At 41.5% G+C, this 13,840-nt stretch carries 13 protein-coding genes and 7 tRNA genes; 2 read left to right on the top strand and 18 right to left on the bottom strand.

The window, feature by feature from the left end; genetic code table 11:
- Positions 1-40: 40 nt before the first annotated feature.
- The 4 genes from ACXAHI_RS19980 to ACXAHI_RS19965 form a co-directional block, all read right to left on the bottom strand.
- Positions 41-283, bottom strand: coding sequence for a hypothetical protein (locus ACXAHI_RS19980; protein WP_474850778.1), 243 nt, complete (start codon positions 281-283; stop codon positions 41-43).
- 113 nt (positions 284-396) lie between these two features.
- A complete protein-coding gene (gene rpsN / locus ACXAHI_RS19975; protein ID WP_474850776.1) occupies positions 397-666 on the bottom strand; it encodes a 30S ribosomal protein S14 in 270 nt (89 codons plus the stop codon).
- Positions 667-681: 15 nt separating this feature from the next.
- Positions 682-1,854, bottom strand: a complete 1,173-nt coding sequence (locus ACXAHI_RS19970) for a GTP-binding protein (RefSeq protein ID WP_474850774.1) — start codon at positions 1,852-1,854, stop codon at positions 682-684.
- 40 nt (positions 1,855-1,894) lie between these two features.
- Complete coding sequence (locus ACXAHI_RS19965) at positions 1,895-3,031, bottom strand: NAD(P)-binding domain-containing protein (RefSeq protein WP_474850772.1); 1,137 nt, start codon at positions 3,029-3,031, stop codon at positions 1,895-1,897.
- Positions 3,032-3,345: 314 nt separating this feature from the next.
- Here ACXAHI_RS19965 and ACXAHI_RS19960 point away from each other — a divergent pair, with 314 nt between their 5' ends.
- Positions 3,346-4,425 carry a metal ABC transporter solute-binding protein, Zn/Mn family gene (locus ACXAHI_RS19960; protein WP_474850770.1) on the top strand — a complete coding sequence of 360 codons (1,080 nt, stop codon included), beginning with the start codon at positions 3,346-3,348 and terminating at the stop codon, positions 4,423-4,425.
- A gap of 254 nt (positions 4,426-4,679) precedes the next feature.
- On the opposite strand, the gene glmS is transcribed toward ACXAHI_RS19960, so the two are convergent.
- The 6 genes from glmS to sigW all read right to left on the bottom strand — a co-directional run bounded on the left by glmS (position 4,680) and on the right by sigW (position 11,633).
- Positions 4,680-6,485, bottom strand: coding sequence for a glutamine--fructose-6-phosphate transaminase (isomerizing) (gene glmS, locus ACXAHI_RS19955; RefSeq protein ID WP_474850768.1), 1,806 nt, complete (start codon positions 6,483-6,485; stop codon positions 4,680-4,682).
- Positions 6,486-6,947: 462 nt separating this feature from the next.
- Positions 6,948-8,291: a phosphoglucosamine mutase gene (glmM, locus tag ACXAHI_RS19950; RefSeq protein WP_270182872.1), complete on the bottom strand. Its 1,344-nt coding sequence runs from the start codon at positions 8,289-8,291 to the stop codon at positions 6,948-6,950.
- A gap of 178 nt (positions 8,292-8,469) precedes the next feature.
- Positions 8,470-9,429 carry a CdaR family protein gene (locus ACXAHI_RS19945; RefSeq protein WP_474850766.1) on the bottom strand — a complete coding sequence of 320 codons (960 nt, stop codon included), beginning with the start codon at positions 9,427-9,429 and terminating at the stop codon, positions 8,470-8,472.
- Positions 9,429-10,247: a diadenylate cyclase CdaA gene (gene cdaA / locus ACXAHI_RS19940; RefSeq protein ID WP_270182880.1), complete on the bottom strand. Its 819-nt coding sequence runs from the start codon at positions 10,245-10,247 to the stop codon at positions 9,429-9,431. The genes ACXAHI_RS19945 and cdaA overlap by 1 nt, the downstream gene beginning before the upstream one ends.
- A 182-nt stretch (positions 10,248-10,429) precedes the next feature.
- The gene (locus ACXAHI_RS19935) at positions 10,430-11,053 is read right to left on the bottom strand and encodes a zf-HC2 domain-containing protein (protein WP_474850764.1); all 624 of its coding nucleotides are present in this window, start codon (positions 11,051-11,053) and stop codon (positions 10,430-10,432) included.
- Positions 11,054-11,072: 19 nt separating this feature from the next.
- Complete coding sequence (gene sigW, locus ACXAHI_RS19930; protein ID WP_270182875.1) at positions 11,073-11,633, bottom strand: RNA polymerase sigma factor SigW; 561 nt, start codon at positions 11,631-11,633, stop codon at positions 11,073-11,075.
- Positions 11,634-11,844: 211 nt separating this feature from the next.
- Between sigW and ACXAHI_RS19925 the strand changes: the two genes are divergently transcribed.
- Entirely contained in the window at positions 11,845-12,033 is a 189-nt protein-coding gene (locus ACXAHI_RS19925; protein ID WP_270182876.1) for an aspartyl-phosphate phosphatase Spo0E family protein, read from the top strand.
- A 24-nt stretch (positions 12,034-12,057) separates the two neighbouring features.
- Here ACXAHI_RS19925 and rocF read toward each other — a convergent pair whose 3' ends face one another.
- The 8 genes from rocF to ACXAHI_RS19885 all read right to left on the bottom strand — a co-directional run bounded on the left by rocF (position 12,058) and on the right by ACXAHI_RS19885 (position 13,827).
- Positions 12,058-12,960: an arginase gene (rocF, locus tag ACXAHI_RS19920; protein ID WP_474850762.1), complete on the bottom strand. Its 903-nt coding sequence runs from the start codon at positions 12,958-12,960 to the stop codon at positions 12,058-12,060.
- Between the two features lie 218 nt (positions 12,961-13,178).
- Positions 13,179-13,254 (bottom strand) — tRNA-Ala (locus tag ACXAHI_RS19915).
- Between the two features lie 4 nt (positions 13,255-13,258).
- A tRNA-Gly gene (locus ACXAHI_RS19910) sits at positions 13,259-13,332 on the bottom strand.
- Positions 13,333-13,341: 9 nt separating this feature from the next.
- Positions 13,342-13,416 (bottom strand) — tRNA-Gly (locus ACXAHI_RS19905).
- 6 nt (positions 13,417-13,422) lie between these two features.
- Positions 13,423-13,498, bottom strand: a tRNA-Lys gene (locus ACXAHI_RS19900).
- 4 nt (positions 13,499-13,502) lie between these two features.
- Positions 13,503-13,587, bottom strand: a tRNA-Tyr gene (locus ACXAHI_RS19895).
- A 9-nt stretch (positions 13,588-13,596) separates the two neighbouring features.
- Positions 13,597-13,672, bottom strand: a tRNA-Thr gene (locus ACXAHI_RS19890).
- Between the two features lie 79 nt (positions 13,673-13,751).
- Positions 13,752-13,827 (bottom strand) — tRNA-Val (locus tag ACXAHI_RS19885).
- Between the last annotated feature and the right edge of the window lie 13 nt (positions 13,828-13,840).

The raw sequence follows: 13,840 nt of genomic DNA, 5'->3' as shown, positions 1-13,840 counted from the left end.
TCGGCAAAAGTGCTTATTATCAGGTATACGCTAGTACACATTATATGTGTAGCGTAAACTTCCTTCGATTAGATCGATAGGAAGGAGCTTCCAACCATCTTCTAGTGATGATTTTTTCCTCTACCTGATCAGAGAGATAGGCTTCCACCCGCTGCATGATTTTCCTTACTTTTGAAGGGTCCATATGGAAGAATGCCCCGGCTTCATGGTAAGGACTATGCTTTTGAAGCAGATTTAAATATGCACCAGGTGAATCACTTCTGGAGATAAGGGATGTTTCCAAATGATCTATCCACTCATACAGCTCTCTTTCTTGCCTCGGGAGTTTAGCTATAGCATCCCTAACAATAATCCTAAGCAGATGCTCGTTTACTCTCACATTTCTTCACCCGCCTTTTACCAGCTGGATTTTGTCACTCCAGGAATCTGCCCTTTGTGCGCATACTCCCTAAATGCGATGCGGGACATTTTGAATTTTCTAAGATAAGCTTTCGGTCTTCCTGTCACTTCACAGCGGTTTGTCAAACGCGTTGGTGAGGAATCACGCGGGAGCTTGCGCAAAGCCTCATAATCACCCTTTGCTTTTAATTCCTTTCTGAGCTCAGAGTACTTCTGAACAAGCTCCTGACGTTTCTTTTCTTTAGCGACTTTTGACTTCTTCGCCATATTCATCTTCCTTCCTTATTGATATTCTGGTAATGGATCTAAAAGTAAAGACCAATCCTGCTTCATTTCTTCATCTGTTAAAAGACATTGGTCAAGTGACTGTTCTATTTGCTCCTGGTCCAAGTGAAGACCAATCATCACAAGTTCGGTAAGACGATCCCCGTAAAGGTCATCCCAACGTTCAAGAATTTCCGTGTCATCTCTCATGGCTTCCTTTTGCTCTTTAGCTGGAGAGGCTGCCACCCATTTACCAGCAGATTCAATGCTAAGTGATGGCCCTGCCTGGGAAAGCAAGCTGGTAATATCATTCCGGGTAGCGAGCCAGAAAAAGCCTTTTGCACGAACAACATCTTTCGGCCATTGCTCGAGCCATGCCATCCACCTTTCAGGATGAAAAGGCCGCTTTCTGCGGTATACAAATGATGAAATCCCGTATTCTTCTGTTTCAGGAGTATGTTCTTCATTCAACTCCTTGATCCAGCCTGCACTTTGACTTGCCTGTTCAAAATCGAACAGGTTAGTGTTGATTATTTGATGAGGATGCACTTTTCCATAGGTACTGGTCTTAATCAGAGCATCAGGATTCAGTGTTTTAAGAATCAAAGTTAATTTTTCTATTTCTTCTTGTTCCATTAAGTCCGTTTTATTAAGAAGGAGTATATTCGCAAATTCAATTTGATCAACAAGCAGATCAACAACATCACGTTCATCACTCTGATCGGCACCTTCTTTGCGGTCTAGCAACGAGTCACCGGAATGAAAATCATGCCAGAACCGGTTTCCATCAACAACCGTCACCATCGTATCCAGTCTGCACGTCTCACTGAGGTCGATACCAAGTTCCTCATCCATATATGTAAATGTCTGTGCCACTGGAATGGGCTCTGAAATACCAGTAGACTCAATCACAAGATAATCAATCTCCCCTGCTTCCATCAGCTTTTTCACTTCAAGAATCAGGTCTTCTCTTAGGGTGCAACAGATACATCCATTTTGTAGCTGGACTAATTTTTCATCTGTTCTAGAAAAGCCATTTTTGATTAATTCTGCATCTATGTTGATTTCACTCATATCGTTTACAATGACTGCTATTCTTCTCTGCTCTCTGTTTGCGAGAATGTGGTTTAGGAGCGTTGTTTTTCCTGCACCTAAATATCCGCTCAGAACAGTAACAGGGATTTTCCCCATCCATATTCACTCCTTCAAATCAAAATAATTACGATTTAATTCATATACTTTTTACAATGCGTTCAGCTGCTTTCCTCGCCCCGATGATATTTCGTGAGCCAGGACCGATTTCAAGCTCAGCAAGAGGTCCGGAAACAAACAAACGTGAGCTCCATTCCAGCGTCTTTTCTACGATTGGATAACCACACGCTGCACATGGAAGCACTTCCTTTTTGATGAGGTTTTGCAACCACTTCTGCTGAGGCATCTTTGCTTGAAATCCTGTCGCAAAAAGCGTTGTTGCAGGCATCATGCTCCCTTCAGTTATAAAAAACGCATTGGACTTCCTACAAACAGATGTCACACTGCTTTGAATTATTGAAAGAGACCCCTGTTTCTCCAAACAGTTCAATTTCTGATGGAGTTCGGAAGGGATGGATCCCCGATGCCGCGCTTCCTTGATCATTCTCCGTCTTCTTCTATAGCACGCTACCTTCGCATAACCGTTTAGATATTTTGGACCAATCCAGCCAGGATCACTGTCGAAATCATGCACTCTGAACGGATGTCGTGTAATAAGACTTACTTTGCCTGAAAACCGGTGGGCCATTGAAATGGCTGCGTGTGCTGCTGTTATGCCACCCCCAACGATGGCAATCGGAGGAGTAATTTTCTCCATATCAAGACGAGTGTCAAAAAGGTGCCAGGCATTTTTCAATTTCTCTCCCCAGTCCGGATAGGCAAGATCATTGTTTCCTATTGCAATCACGCAGTTCTTTGCAAAATAAATGCGTCCATCTTCTGTTTCAATCTCCCAATATGGGCCTTCTTTCTCAACATTTACAACCTTACTGCTACACCAAACCTCTTGAAGGCCGACTTCACGTAAGACTGAATCTGCATGTTCATTAAAAAGGTTAAGTGCCGGGCGATCATAATAGCCATAAAAAGGATTCGTATACGATTCTTTCTTTGCATATTTCTCCAGACTAAATGGAGTAACATCAATATGATGTACAGATGGAGACCTAAGAAAAGGCATTTGAATACGCCCTGTTCTCTCTTTCCATCTTGCAAGCGGAACTGAATGAGGATCAATCATAAGAAGCTCTTCCTTTTTGACTTTCCCGCTTTTCAAAAGTGTTGCTGCAATCGTACAACCATGTATGCCTCCACCTATAATAATCCAATTATACATATCCACCACTCCACAAATCGTATCGATTACGATTTATAGTGTATATGAATTAGTAACAAAATACAACAAAAGAATGCTGCTAGTGTTACCTAAAATGAGAAGCGTTAGTTTTAAAGATTCTAGTTCAATGCCTCCTTGTTAATTTCATCTTCAGCCAGAATGATCGTTTACTCCACCTATTCCGTCTTTTTTAAATCATTTACTAGATCCTGTCTTATGTGAGACTATTATTATTTTAAACCGTAATAATTTCGTTTTACAAATCGTAATCATTACGATAATATTGTTTATATGAATATCTAGGGGGAGATATTATGACGTACAAGCGCCGCAGTATGGCAACGATAATGCTAATTGTTGCAATGCTTCTAGCAGCATGTGGCAGCAATGAGACTAATTCTACAGCTACAGAAAACAGCAAATCTAATGAAAAGTTGATCGTTTATACCACACTGTTTCCAATTGAGGATTTCACAAGAAAAATTGGTGGTGACCATGTTGACGTGGAATCAATCCTTCCACCTGGTTCGGACGCACACACCTATGAACCTACTACAAAAACCATGGTGAGCATTGCTGAAGCCGATGGCTTTATTTACAACGGTCTTGGGATGGAAAGCTATGCAGAAGCCATAGCTGATTCAATTGAAGGAAATAATGTAGAGATGTTTGAAGCAGCTTCAGGAATCGAAGCAATTGAGCACAAAGATGAACACCATGATGAGCATGGAACCTCTGAGGAAGAGGAGCATGCTGAAGAAGGTGAACACCAAGATGAGCACGGAACTTCTGAAGAAGGAGAGCATGCTGAAGAAGGTGAACACCACGATGAGCACGGAACTTCTGAAGAAGGTGAACACCATCACCACGGAGACAAGGATCCTCATGTATGGCTGGATCCAGTTAGAGCAATAACGATTGCAGAAAATATTAAAAATGCATTAGTTGAATTAAATCCTGAAGCCAAAGAGGATTTTGAAGCTAATTTTCAAAAAGTAAAATCTGATTTAGAACAACTTGATAAAGATTTTGCAAGTTTAACTGATGCAAAAGAACATCCTGAAATGATCGTTTCACATGCTGCTTATGGGTATTGGGAAGAGCAATACGGAATTCATCAGATTGCTATTGCTGGGCTTTCGCCTTCCAATGAACCATCACAAAAAGCATTAGAAGAAATTATTCATACCGCAAAGGAAAAGAATTTATCATATGTACTATTTGAGCAAAACGTAACGCCGAAGGTTGCGAAGAGCCTGCAAAAAGAAATTGGCGCAAAGGCTCTACGTCTTCATAATCTCTCAGTCTTGACGGATGAGGATATTGCAAATGAAGAAGATTACTTTAGCCTGATGCGTAACAACCTAAAAACGCTAGATAAAGCACTTCAATAACCTATTCAAATTCATATTAAAAGGCGTAATCCCTAAACAAGGATCACGCCTTTTTCTTATAGACTGCAAGATTAGCAAGTAGATAGGAAGAAATCCCTTAAATCATTGATTACTGAATCTGTTAAAGAACTCTTCTCCATACAAACGTTCAATGAATATTAAAAACGTTCCTAAAAGTAATTACTCTTAGGAACGTTTTAATTCAGCTGACCTTTACCAAATAACTTGTTGTTACTGGTAACGGACGCTTCTATTTATTCTACAGTTACAGATTTAGCAAGGTTTCTTGGCTTATCAACATCACATTCACGGTGAAGTGCTGCATAATAAGCAAGCAGTTGTAGTGGTACTACAGAAACAAGTGGTGTTAAGTGCTCATGCACTTCATCGATTACGATTGAGTCGTTTTCCTCTTCAAGACTCTTCGTCGTTACGATACAAGGGGACGCGCCACGAGCAACTACTTCTTCAACGTTTGAGCGGATGCTTCCGTTCACGTGCTTCTGAGTTGCGATCGCAATAACAGGCGTACCTTTTTCAATAAGTGCAATCGTACCATGCTTAAGCTCTCCTCCAGCGAACCCTTCAGCCTGGATGTAAGAGATTTCTTTTAGTTTAAGTGCAGCTTCTAGACATACGTAGTAGTCTACGCCACGACCGATGAAGAATGCATTACGCGTTACAGAAAGGAATTCACGAGCTACCGCTTCAATCTTTTCTTTCTGATCGACGATCGATTCAATTGCATTCGCTACAATTCCTAGCTCCTGAAGAGGATCGAAATCAAGCTTAATGCCTTTAGCTTGTGCCGTATCAACCGCAAGAATGGTTAATACCGCCATCTGAGCAGTATAAGCTTTTGTCGATGCTACAGCGATCTCAGGACCCGCATGTGTGTGAAGCGTGTAATCTGCTTCACGTGAAAGCGTTGATCCAGGAACGTTTGTAATCGTGAGTGACTTGTAGCCTTTTTTCTTTACGTTTACAAGAACGCCACGACTATCTGCCGTTTCACCACTTTGTGAAATAAAGATGAATAGTGGATTTTTTGAAACGAGCGGCATATTGTAGAGGAACTCACTCGCAATATGAGTTTCAACAGGAACTTGAGCGATGTTCTCGATAAGCTGCTTTCCAACAAGACCAGCATTGTAACTTGTTCCACAAGCAATGATGTAGATACGATCCGAATCTTTAACAGCGTTTCGAATATCTTCATCTAGCTTGATGTTGTCATTCTCATCTTTATATTTCGTGATGATATTACGGATTGCAAACGGCTGCTCATCGATTTCTTTAAGCATATAGTGCGGGTACGTACCCTTTTCAATATCGCTCGCATCGATTTCAGCAGTGAATGGCTCACGCTCAACCGTTTTTCCATCCATATCTTTGATCGTAATTGAATCACGCGTTACAAGAACGACCTCTTCATCCATCAATTCGATGAATTCATTCGTTACTTGAAGCATCGCCATCGAATCACTTGCGATCACGTTAAATTCATCACCTACTCCTACTAAAAGCGGGCTTTTGTTCTTTGCAACAAATAACGTTTCAGGATTTTCATTATCGATCAGTGCTAGTGCGTAAGAACCGTGAAGTTCTTGAAGCACTTGATGAAATGCCTCTTCTACTTGCATGTTGTGCTTTACTACAAATGTCTCAATCAGTTGTACCACGACTTCAGTGTCAGTAGCACTAACGAATTCAGTTTCGGATAAGAAGTTGCGTTTGATTTGTTGATAGTTCTCAATTACACCATTATGCACGAGCGTAAAACGTTCTGATGCACTTTGATGCGGGTGTGCGTTTATTTGACTTGGCTCACCGTGTGTTGCCCAACGTGTATGTCCAATTCCAGTAGTCGCTTCTACACTCTCATCAACTTGTTTACGAAGATCTGCAATACGTCCTTTTTCTTTCGTAAGGTGCAAGCCTTCGTTATTAAGAAGAGCGATACCAGCTGAATCATAACCACGATACTCAAGTTTTTCTAGCCCACGCAATAAGATTTCTCTAGCATCTTTATTTCCAATATATCCAACAATACCACACATAAAAAGTCCTCCTTCAGTTGAAGGAACAGGTGTACCTCGGGGCAGACCTGCCCCTTCTTTTCCGATTATCAAGTACGTTTCTTCACCAAGGTTTTGGTTTTGTACAGAAAGTCACCTTCCTGTTTTAACGCAAAACCGTACGATTGTGGTGAGCAATCGAGAGGTATCCGCCGATGTTCGATGAACCTCTTCCTCGTCAACTGTTCTCTACCGATCGAGAGCAGTCCAGGCGCTTATTATTAATAAACCCGCTTCCCTCACTTTCCCTTCTTGAATAGGATTAAACATAACTACAATAATACATTAGATGTAAAATAATGGTCAATCCTTTTTTTCAAAAAACGAAAATTAGTTCCGTCCGATTTACTAGTAGTTTTCTTTTAAATAATAAAAGGTATGCATGTATAGCTCGTTGTGTGCTACACACGCATACCATTCGTACTAAATCCATTTTTGTGTCGATTACGCTCCTAGTTCTTCCTCAACCATCGATACGACACGTTGTACATACTCATCACAAAGTTCTTTTGTAGGTGCTTCAGCCATTACACGTACGAGAGGCTCTGTTCCAGATGGGCGTACAAGGATTCGTCCTTCACCGTTCATATCGCTCTCAACTTGTTGGATCGTCTCCTGAATACGTTCGTTCGAATCAACCTTTGTTTTGTCAGTCACTCTAACATTCACAAGCGATTGAGGGTACTTCTTCATTTCAGCTGCAAGCTCAGACAATGGCTTCTGAGTCACTTTCATGATATTCGCTAACTGAAGTGCAGATAACATGCCATCTCCTGTTGTGATGTAATCGAGGAAGATAATATGACCGGACTGTTCTCCGCCAAGGTTATATCCTTCCTTACGCATTTCTTCCATCACGTAGCGATCGCCAACTTTTGTTTTGAGAGAAGTGATCCCCGCTTCTTCCATCCCTTTGTGAAAACCAAGATTACTCATGACAGTTGAAACAACCGTATCATGACGAAGATTCTTTTGCTCTTTCATGAACTTCGCGCAAATAAACATGATCTGATCGCCATCAACGATCTCTCCATTTTCATCGATCGCAATAAGGCGATCACCATCTCCATCAAACGCTAATCCTAAATCTGCGTTCTTATCCTTCATGAATTCTGCTAGTGCCTCAGGATGTGTAGAGCCTACGCCAGCATTAATGTTTGTCCCTGTAGGGTTCGTACCAATTGTAGAGATATCCGCTTCTAAATCAGCAAACAGGTGAGGTGCTAGGGAAGATGTTGCACCATGAGCACAGTCGAGCGCGATATGAAGGCCAGAGAAATCTTCATCGATTGTTTGTTTTAAGTATTGTAGGTACTTCTGACAGCCTTCAAAATAATCACTAACAATTCCAAGATCTTCACCTGTAGGGCGAGGAACCGTATCTTCATCACTGTCGATAAGTGCCTCAATCTCTTCTTCTTGTACATCTAAAAGTTTAAACCCATCTGGTCCGAAGAACTTAATACCGTTGTCACCTACCGGGTTGTGAGATGCCGAAATCATGACACCTGCTTGAGCACTAAGAGCTTTTGTTAAGTGGGCGACACCTGGTGTGGAAATCACACCTAATCGCATGACTTCCGCTCCGATCGATAGTAGCCCAGCTACAAGCGCACCTTCTAGCATGTACCCTGAAATTCGTGTATCTCGACCAATTAAAATCTTTGGCTTTTCAGCGCCTTTCGTTAGTACATGCCCACCAAAACGTCCTAATTTAAATGCAAGCTCTGGTGTTAATTCAGTATTTGCGACACCTCTAACACCATCGGTTCCAAAATATTTACCCATCGTAATTTCTCTCCTTTGTATCGCGCAGTTCAGTTATGTGTTAACGATTTTATATCATAAAAGCAGCTTTTGTTGGATGCAAGATGTACCTCATAAAGCCGCAAAAAATATGATCAACGGTTGCAGTAAGACCATCCGTTGGCCCCCTACCTTTTATGGGTATATCCTGAAATGCTTTTTATCCATCTTCACTCAAAGCAATTTTAACTTTAACCTTTTGTGGTTCTACTTTCGTCATTCCATCAGGTACAGGCACATCAAGCTCTACCGTCGTATCCTCTGTAATCTCCGAAAGATTAATCGATGCCCCATTTAATGCTTCTAATTTCTCAAGTGATTCTAGCGGTCCGAACACAGCTACCTCTTTTGGTTCGACCGTAATTGAGGAAATGCTTAATCCCTCAGGAAGCTCACCTTCTTGGTCTACTTCAACAGGAACCTTCTTAGATGGGTTACTTATTGGCACTTCCACATCCACGATAGCTGGCTCGATCGTAAGCCCTTGTATTTCATCCATATTTCCATCGTATACGTTGAGCGTAACCCGAGCGTTAATCGCTTCCTTTGCATTACTCACATCGACGTATCCTCTTACAAACGCTACTTGTTCAAGCTTTGAAGATCCACCTGTTACGGTTACTGTTTCAGGAGTGACAACAGGGTTTTCAGCCTGGTAGCCTTCAGGCAGTTCTTCTGCTTTCAACAGATTGATTCCAGCTTGATACGTATTCGATTTTTTCTCTTCAATCGTTACAGAGACTCTCGCTGGATCGATCGTTACATCGACGTTCTCTGGGAAATCTCGATGTTTAACCGTCACAAGGTGCTGCCCAGGAGTCAGATTGCGGAGATCGACGAATACCTCTTTATTGGTCATCCTAGAGATCATCACTCCATCAGTTCTACCCTCTACGATTACGTCTACCGTTTCTGGCAATTCGGAAACGACGACTTCTTCTTCATCATAAAGCACTTCTAGCTTCATATCAGATATAGGATAGGAGTCTCCCTCAGGATTGAGCAATCCATCCCCTCCAGAAGTTGAGGCGTCTGGCATAGCGACAATAGTATAGAGCATGAGGGCAAGAAGAAACGAGATGATTTTGACAAACCAATTACTTGTCAGCAACTTGTCCATTATTTTTTCCCCCTCCAACTACTCCAACGATTGGAAGTATCGTTCTTCGTAACAGCCGTATTGAGTTCTCCAGTGAGTAGGTCGCGAAGTACCTCCTCTGATACATTTCGATGAAGCTCTCCATTTTTAGCGAGTGAAATACTACCAGTTTCTTCAGAAACAACAAGAGTCAAGCTGTCCGTCACTTCACTTATTCCTAAAGCTGCCCTATGTCTCGTTCCGAGCTCTTTCGAAATGAACGGGCTCTCAGACAATGGGAGATAGCAGGCAGCTGCCAAAATTTCGTCCTTCTTCAAAATAACAGCTCCATCATGAAGCGGAGTATTCGGTATAAAGATGTTGATGAGGAGTTCTGAAGTTAACTTCGCATTCATCTGAATACCAGTTTCTACATAATCGTTTAATCCCGTTTCTCTTTCGATCGAGATTAATGCACCGATGCGTCTCTTCCCCATATATGAGGTAGATTTGATAATCGCTTCGATCATCTTGTTCGTTTCTTCTTCCTCTACTGCAGAACGAGTGAACAATCGACCTCTACCAAGCTGTTCTAATGCCCGTCTTAGTTCTGGCTGAAAAATGATGATGATCGCGAGTAATCCGTAAAGCACCACCCGCTCCAGAATCCAATGCAGCGTATTAAGTTCAAAGAAGCTACTCAAAAACCATGCCGCAATAATAACGGTGATTCCTTTTAAAAGCTGAACAGCCTTAGTCCCTCGAATCAACATGATAATTTTATAAATCACATAAGTAACTAGCAAAATATCTATAATTTCTGTTATGTAGTCAAGTACATTCACATTAGCAACAGGCAGCACGGCTCTTCCTCCAAACATAGTGAATTTAGCCTGTGGTTCCTAACCGTTACACATCTAGAAAACGTTGGTAACTTTTTAATTATATCATATTTTTAGTATGTTCAAAGTCAACCGCATTTGTTCAAATTGATTTATAATCGACAAAAAACCGCTCGGTTAAGAGCGGTTTTAAAGTGTGATTATTTATCAGATGAAAACACATCGCCAATATCTATAAATACTTGTCTTAAGTGATACCATGTCCAATCAAGAATATGATCGACTTCTTCGATCTCCCCTGTTACTTGACCCGCAGAAGCCATATATTGCTCTCCATTAATGACGAGAACATCACCTTCGACTTTTCCCTCAATTTCAAGATTGCGGTTCTTAACAGTTAAATCTCCTTTTATTACTTCGCCTTCAGGAACGGTAACCGTATTTGTTTCCTTATCAAACGTCAGATTACCAGATAATGCTGTCATTTGATCTTCACTCGTCCATGAAGAATATACTGATCCTGCCATTAATACTAGAAAGAGAACTGCAGCTGCCATCAGAGGATGAGATTTCATCCATCTCTTAATCCAGACGGTCTTCTTTTCTTGAGGAAGTTGCTGCATTACCTTTGATGTAAAACCATCGGGTGCCTTAAGAGAAGGCGTGCTGAGGAGAAATGATTCCGTTTTTTTAAGTTCATCATAATGGTGCTTACAGTCAGCACAGGTTTTTAGATGGTTTTGTACCGTAAATTGTTCTTCTTTCGTTGCTTCATCATCAAGTACGTCATGCATCATTCGTACAATTTCTTCAGGGCATTTCATAGTTTCTCCCCCTTTCACATCACTCACGTAACTTCTTTCTAAGTGCTTCTCTCCCACGGTGAATGCGGGTCTTCACAGTACCGACTGGTAATTCGAGAATTTCACTAATCTCTTTTAGTGAAAGCTCTTGAATATACTTAAGTGTTATGGCAGAACGATACTTCAAAGGAAGACTTAATATCGCTTGATGAATACCCTCTTGTGCCTCAAGAGAAACAACTTCATCATCAGGCAATTGATCTGTAGCAGCTACTTGTGAGTACATCGTTAGGCCATCAGTACCGGAGACTTCAGCATCAAGGTAATAATCCGGCTTCTTCTTTCTCATTCGATCGATCGCCAAATTTGTTGCAATGCGATATAACCATGTTGAGAATTTCCGATCGATTTGATAGCGATCAATGTTTGTATAAGCTCGAATAAATGCCTCCTGCGCCACGTCTTCAGCTTCTTGACGGTTACCAAGCATTCGGTAAGTAAGTGCAAAAACACGATCCTTATAGAGCTCCACAAGCTCACCAAAAGCATTGTGGTCCCCTTTCCTTACTTGTACTATTATTCTTTTTACAATGGCATCCATATATCCAACCCCCGCTATTCCCTGCGGCTATTATTCAATACGTTCCAGGAAAAATAAAGTTTCGTTTTTTTTATAATTTTTTTTATCCTCCCCTATTTTAGCACGAGAAAACTTTATAAATAACCAAAATACATATATTTCTAAAAAAGAGGTTTTCAATTTATCCATATCGGGTATATAGAGGAAAATGAATGAAAGGGATGGTCTGCAAATGGATTTTGCAAAGGGGCGGGAAAAAGAAATTTTACTGAAGGAAATTGAAGACTCTCGTAAGAAAATGAATCTCTTAGCAAGAAAGCAGCCATTAAGTTCCTCAGAGATAGTAGAAATCAGCACTTATCTTGATAACCTACTGAATAAATACGATGAATGTAAAAATAATAAAACAGCGGCTCTCTAACATCTTAGAGAGCCGTTAATCATGTTATTTTAATTTTTCTCCGAATAAAGATCCCATCAGTGCAACAGCTACAGTTGCTGTCTTATTCTTCTCATCCAAAATAGGATTCACTTCAACGAATTCAGCAGAAGTAAGGATATTGGATTCCGCAAGCATCTCCATCGCAAGGTGGCTCTCACGATAGCTGATTCCTCCAAGAACTGGTGTACCAACACCTGGTGCATCGTGAGGATCTAGTCCATCAAGATCAAGACTTAGATGAACACCATCTGTGCCATTGGACACATGGGCAATTGCTTCTTCCATCACTTTTGTCATTCCCAATCGATCGATTTCATGCATCGTAAACACTTTAATTCCTTTTTCCTCTATCAACACTCGCTCACCTTCATCAAGTGAACGAGCTCCGATAATGACGATGTTCTCAGGTTTAATCTTTGGGCTGTAACCTGCGATTCCTGTTAACGACTCATCGCCAATACCTAGACTCACCGCAAGCGGCATACCATGGATATTACCGGATGGTGATGTATTAGCAGTATTTAAATCTCCATGAGCATCGTACCAAATCACACCAAGGTTATTATAGCTCTGCGATACTCCTGCGAGTGTACCAATTGCGATACTATGATCTCCTCCAAATACGAGCGGGAAGCGCTTACGTTCAATCACTTCGTTAACTCTTGAAGCAAGCTTTTCACTAGCATCTGCAACTTCTTTTAGATTCTTTAGCTGATGGTCCTGATTCTCTGGGCGTTGTTCAGGTCTACCAATTTCAATATCTCCAAGATCTTCTATATCATAATTCAGTTTCTCTAATCGTTCTACAATTCCAGCGTACCTTATTGCGCTTGGCCCCATATCGACCCCGCGTCTCATCTGTCCTAAATCCATAGGTACTCCAATTATCGATAGTTGATTATTCATATCTCGTCCTCCTAGAGTTATGTCTACCTATATTGTAACCATTCCGTTTTTAATGACTCAACTGGACAGTTTTTTGAATAAGTATTCATGTCATAACAGCTTTTCTACGAATTTTCGGATATTTATAAGTACAAGAGGAGAAGTAAATCCGAGAAGAGGTTTAATAGTTGAGGAAATTTAGACATAAAAAAAACCTTATACCGATATATAAGGATAAATGGTGGAGCCTAGCGGGATCGAACCGCTGACCTCCTGCGTGCAAGGCAGGCGCTCTCCCAGCTGAGCTAAGGCCCCATTATGGAGCGGGTGATGGGAATCGAACCCACGACATCAGCTTGGAAGGCTGAGGTTTTACCACTAAACTACACCCGCATATGAAATTGGAGCGGAAGACGGGATTCGAACCCGCGACCCCCACCTTGGCAAGGTGGTGTTCTACCACTGAACTACTTCCGCAAAAAATGGTGAGCCATGAAGGACTCGAACCTTCGACCCTCTGATTAAAAGTCAGATGCTCTACCAACTGAGCTAATGGCTCTAAATGGTGGAGGGGGACGGATTCGAACCGCCGAACCCTGAGGGAGCGGATTTACAGTCCGCCGCGTTTAGCCACTTCGCTACCCCTCCACAAATAGATGGTGCCGGCCAGAGGACTTGAACCCCCAACCTACTGATTACAAGTCAGTTGCTCTACCAATTGAGCTAGACCGGCGAAGTATATCTGAACTTACAAACAAAAAACAGTGCACTCTGTTTAGAGTACTCCTGAGAATGTAATCTTCAATATAAAATGGTGGAGGATGACGGGCTCGAACCGCCGACCCTCTGCTTGTAAGGCAGATGCTCTCCCAGCTGAGCTAATCCTCCACAGAGTAAAACA

Source organism: Anaerobacillus sp. ABD4_527, assembly GCF_056160805.1.
This window is presented reverse-complemented; position numbering and strand designations above follow the sequence as displayed.

Excerpts from the sequence above, each read along its gene's own strand:
- rpsN (WP_474850776.1), bottom strand. The coding sequence starts at position 666 with ATGGCGAAGAAGTCAAAAGTCGCTAAAGAAAAGAAACGTCAGGAGCTT.
- ACXAHI_RS19970 (WP_474850774.1), bottom strand. The coding sequence starts at position 1,854 with ATGGGGAAAATCCCTGTTACTGTTCTGAGCGGATATTTAGGTGCAGGA.
- ACXAHI_RS19965 (WP_474850772.1), bottom strand. The coding sequence starts at position 3,031 with ATGTATAATTGGATTATTATAGGTGGAGGCATACATGGTTGTACGATT.
- ACXAHI_RS19960 (WP_474850770.1), top strand. The coding sequence starts at position 3,346 with ATGACGTACAAGCGCCGCAGTATGGCAACGATAATGCTAATTGTTGCA.
- glmS (WP_474850768.1), bottom strand. The coding sequence starts at position 6,485 with ATGTGTGGTATTGTTGGATATATTGGAAATAAAGATGCTAGAGAAATC.
- glmM (WP_270182872.1), bottom strand. The coding sequence starts at position 8,291 with ATGGGTAAATATTTTGGAACCGATGGTGTTAGAGGTGTCGCAAATACT.
- ACXAHI_RS19945 (WP_474850766.1), bottom strand. The coding sequence starts at position 9,429 with ATGGACAAGTTGCTGACAAGTAATTGGTTTGTCAAAATCATCTCGTTT.
- ACXAHI_RS19935 (WP_474850764.1), bottom strand. The coding sequence starts at position 11,053 with ATGAAATGCCCTGAAGAAATTGTACGAATGATGCATGACGTACTTGAT.
- sigW (WP_270182875.1), bottom strand. The coding sequence starts at position 11,633 with ATGGATGCCATTGTAAAAAGAATAATAGTACAAGTAAGGAAAGGGGAC.
- ACXAHI_RS19925 (WP_270182876.1), top strand. The coding sequence starts at position 11,845 with ATGGATTTTGCAAAGGGGCGGGAAAAAGAAATTTTACTGAAGGAAATT.
- rocF (WP_474850762.1), bottom strand. The coding sequence starts at position 12,960 with ATGAATAATCAACTATCGATAATTGGAGTACCTATGGATTTAGGACAG.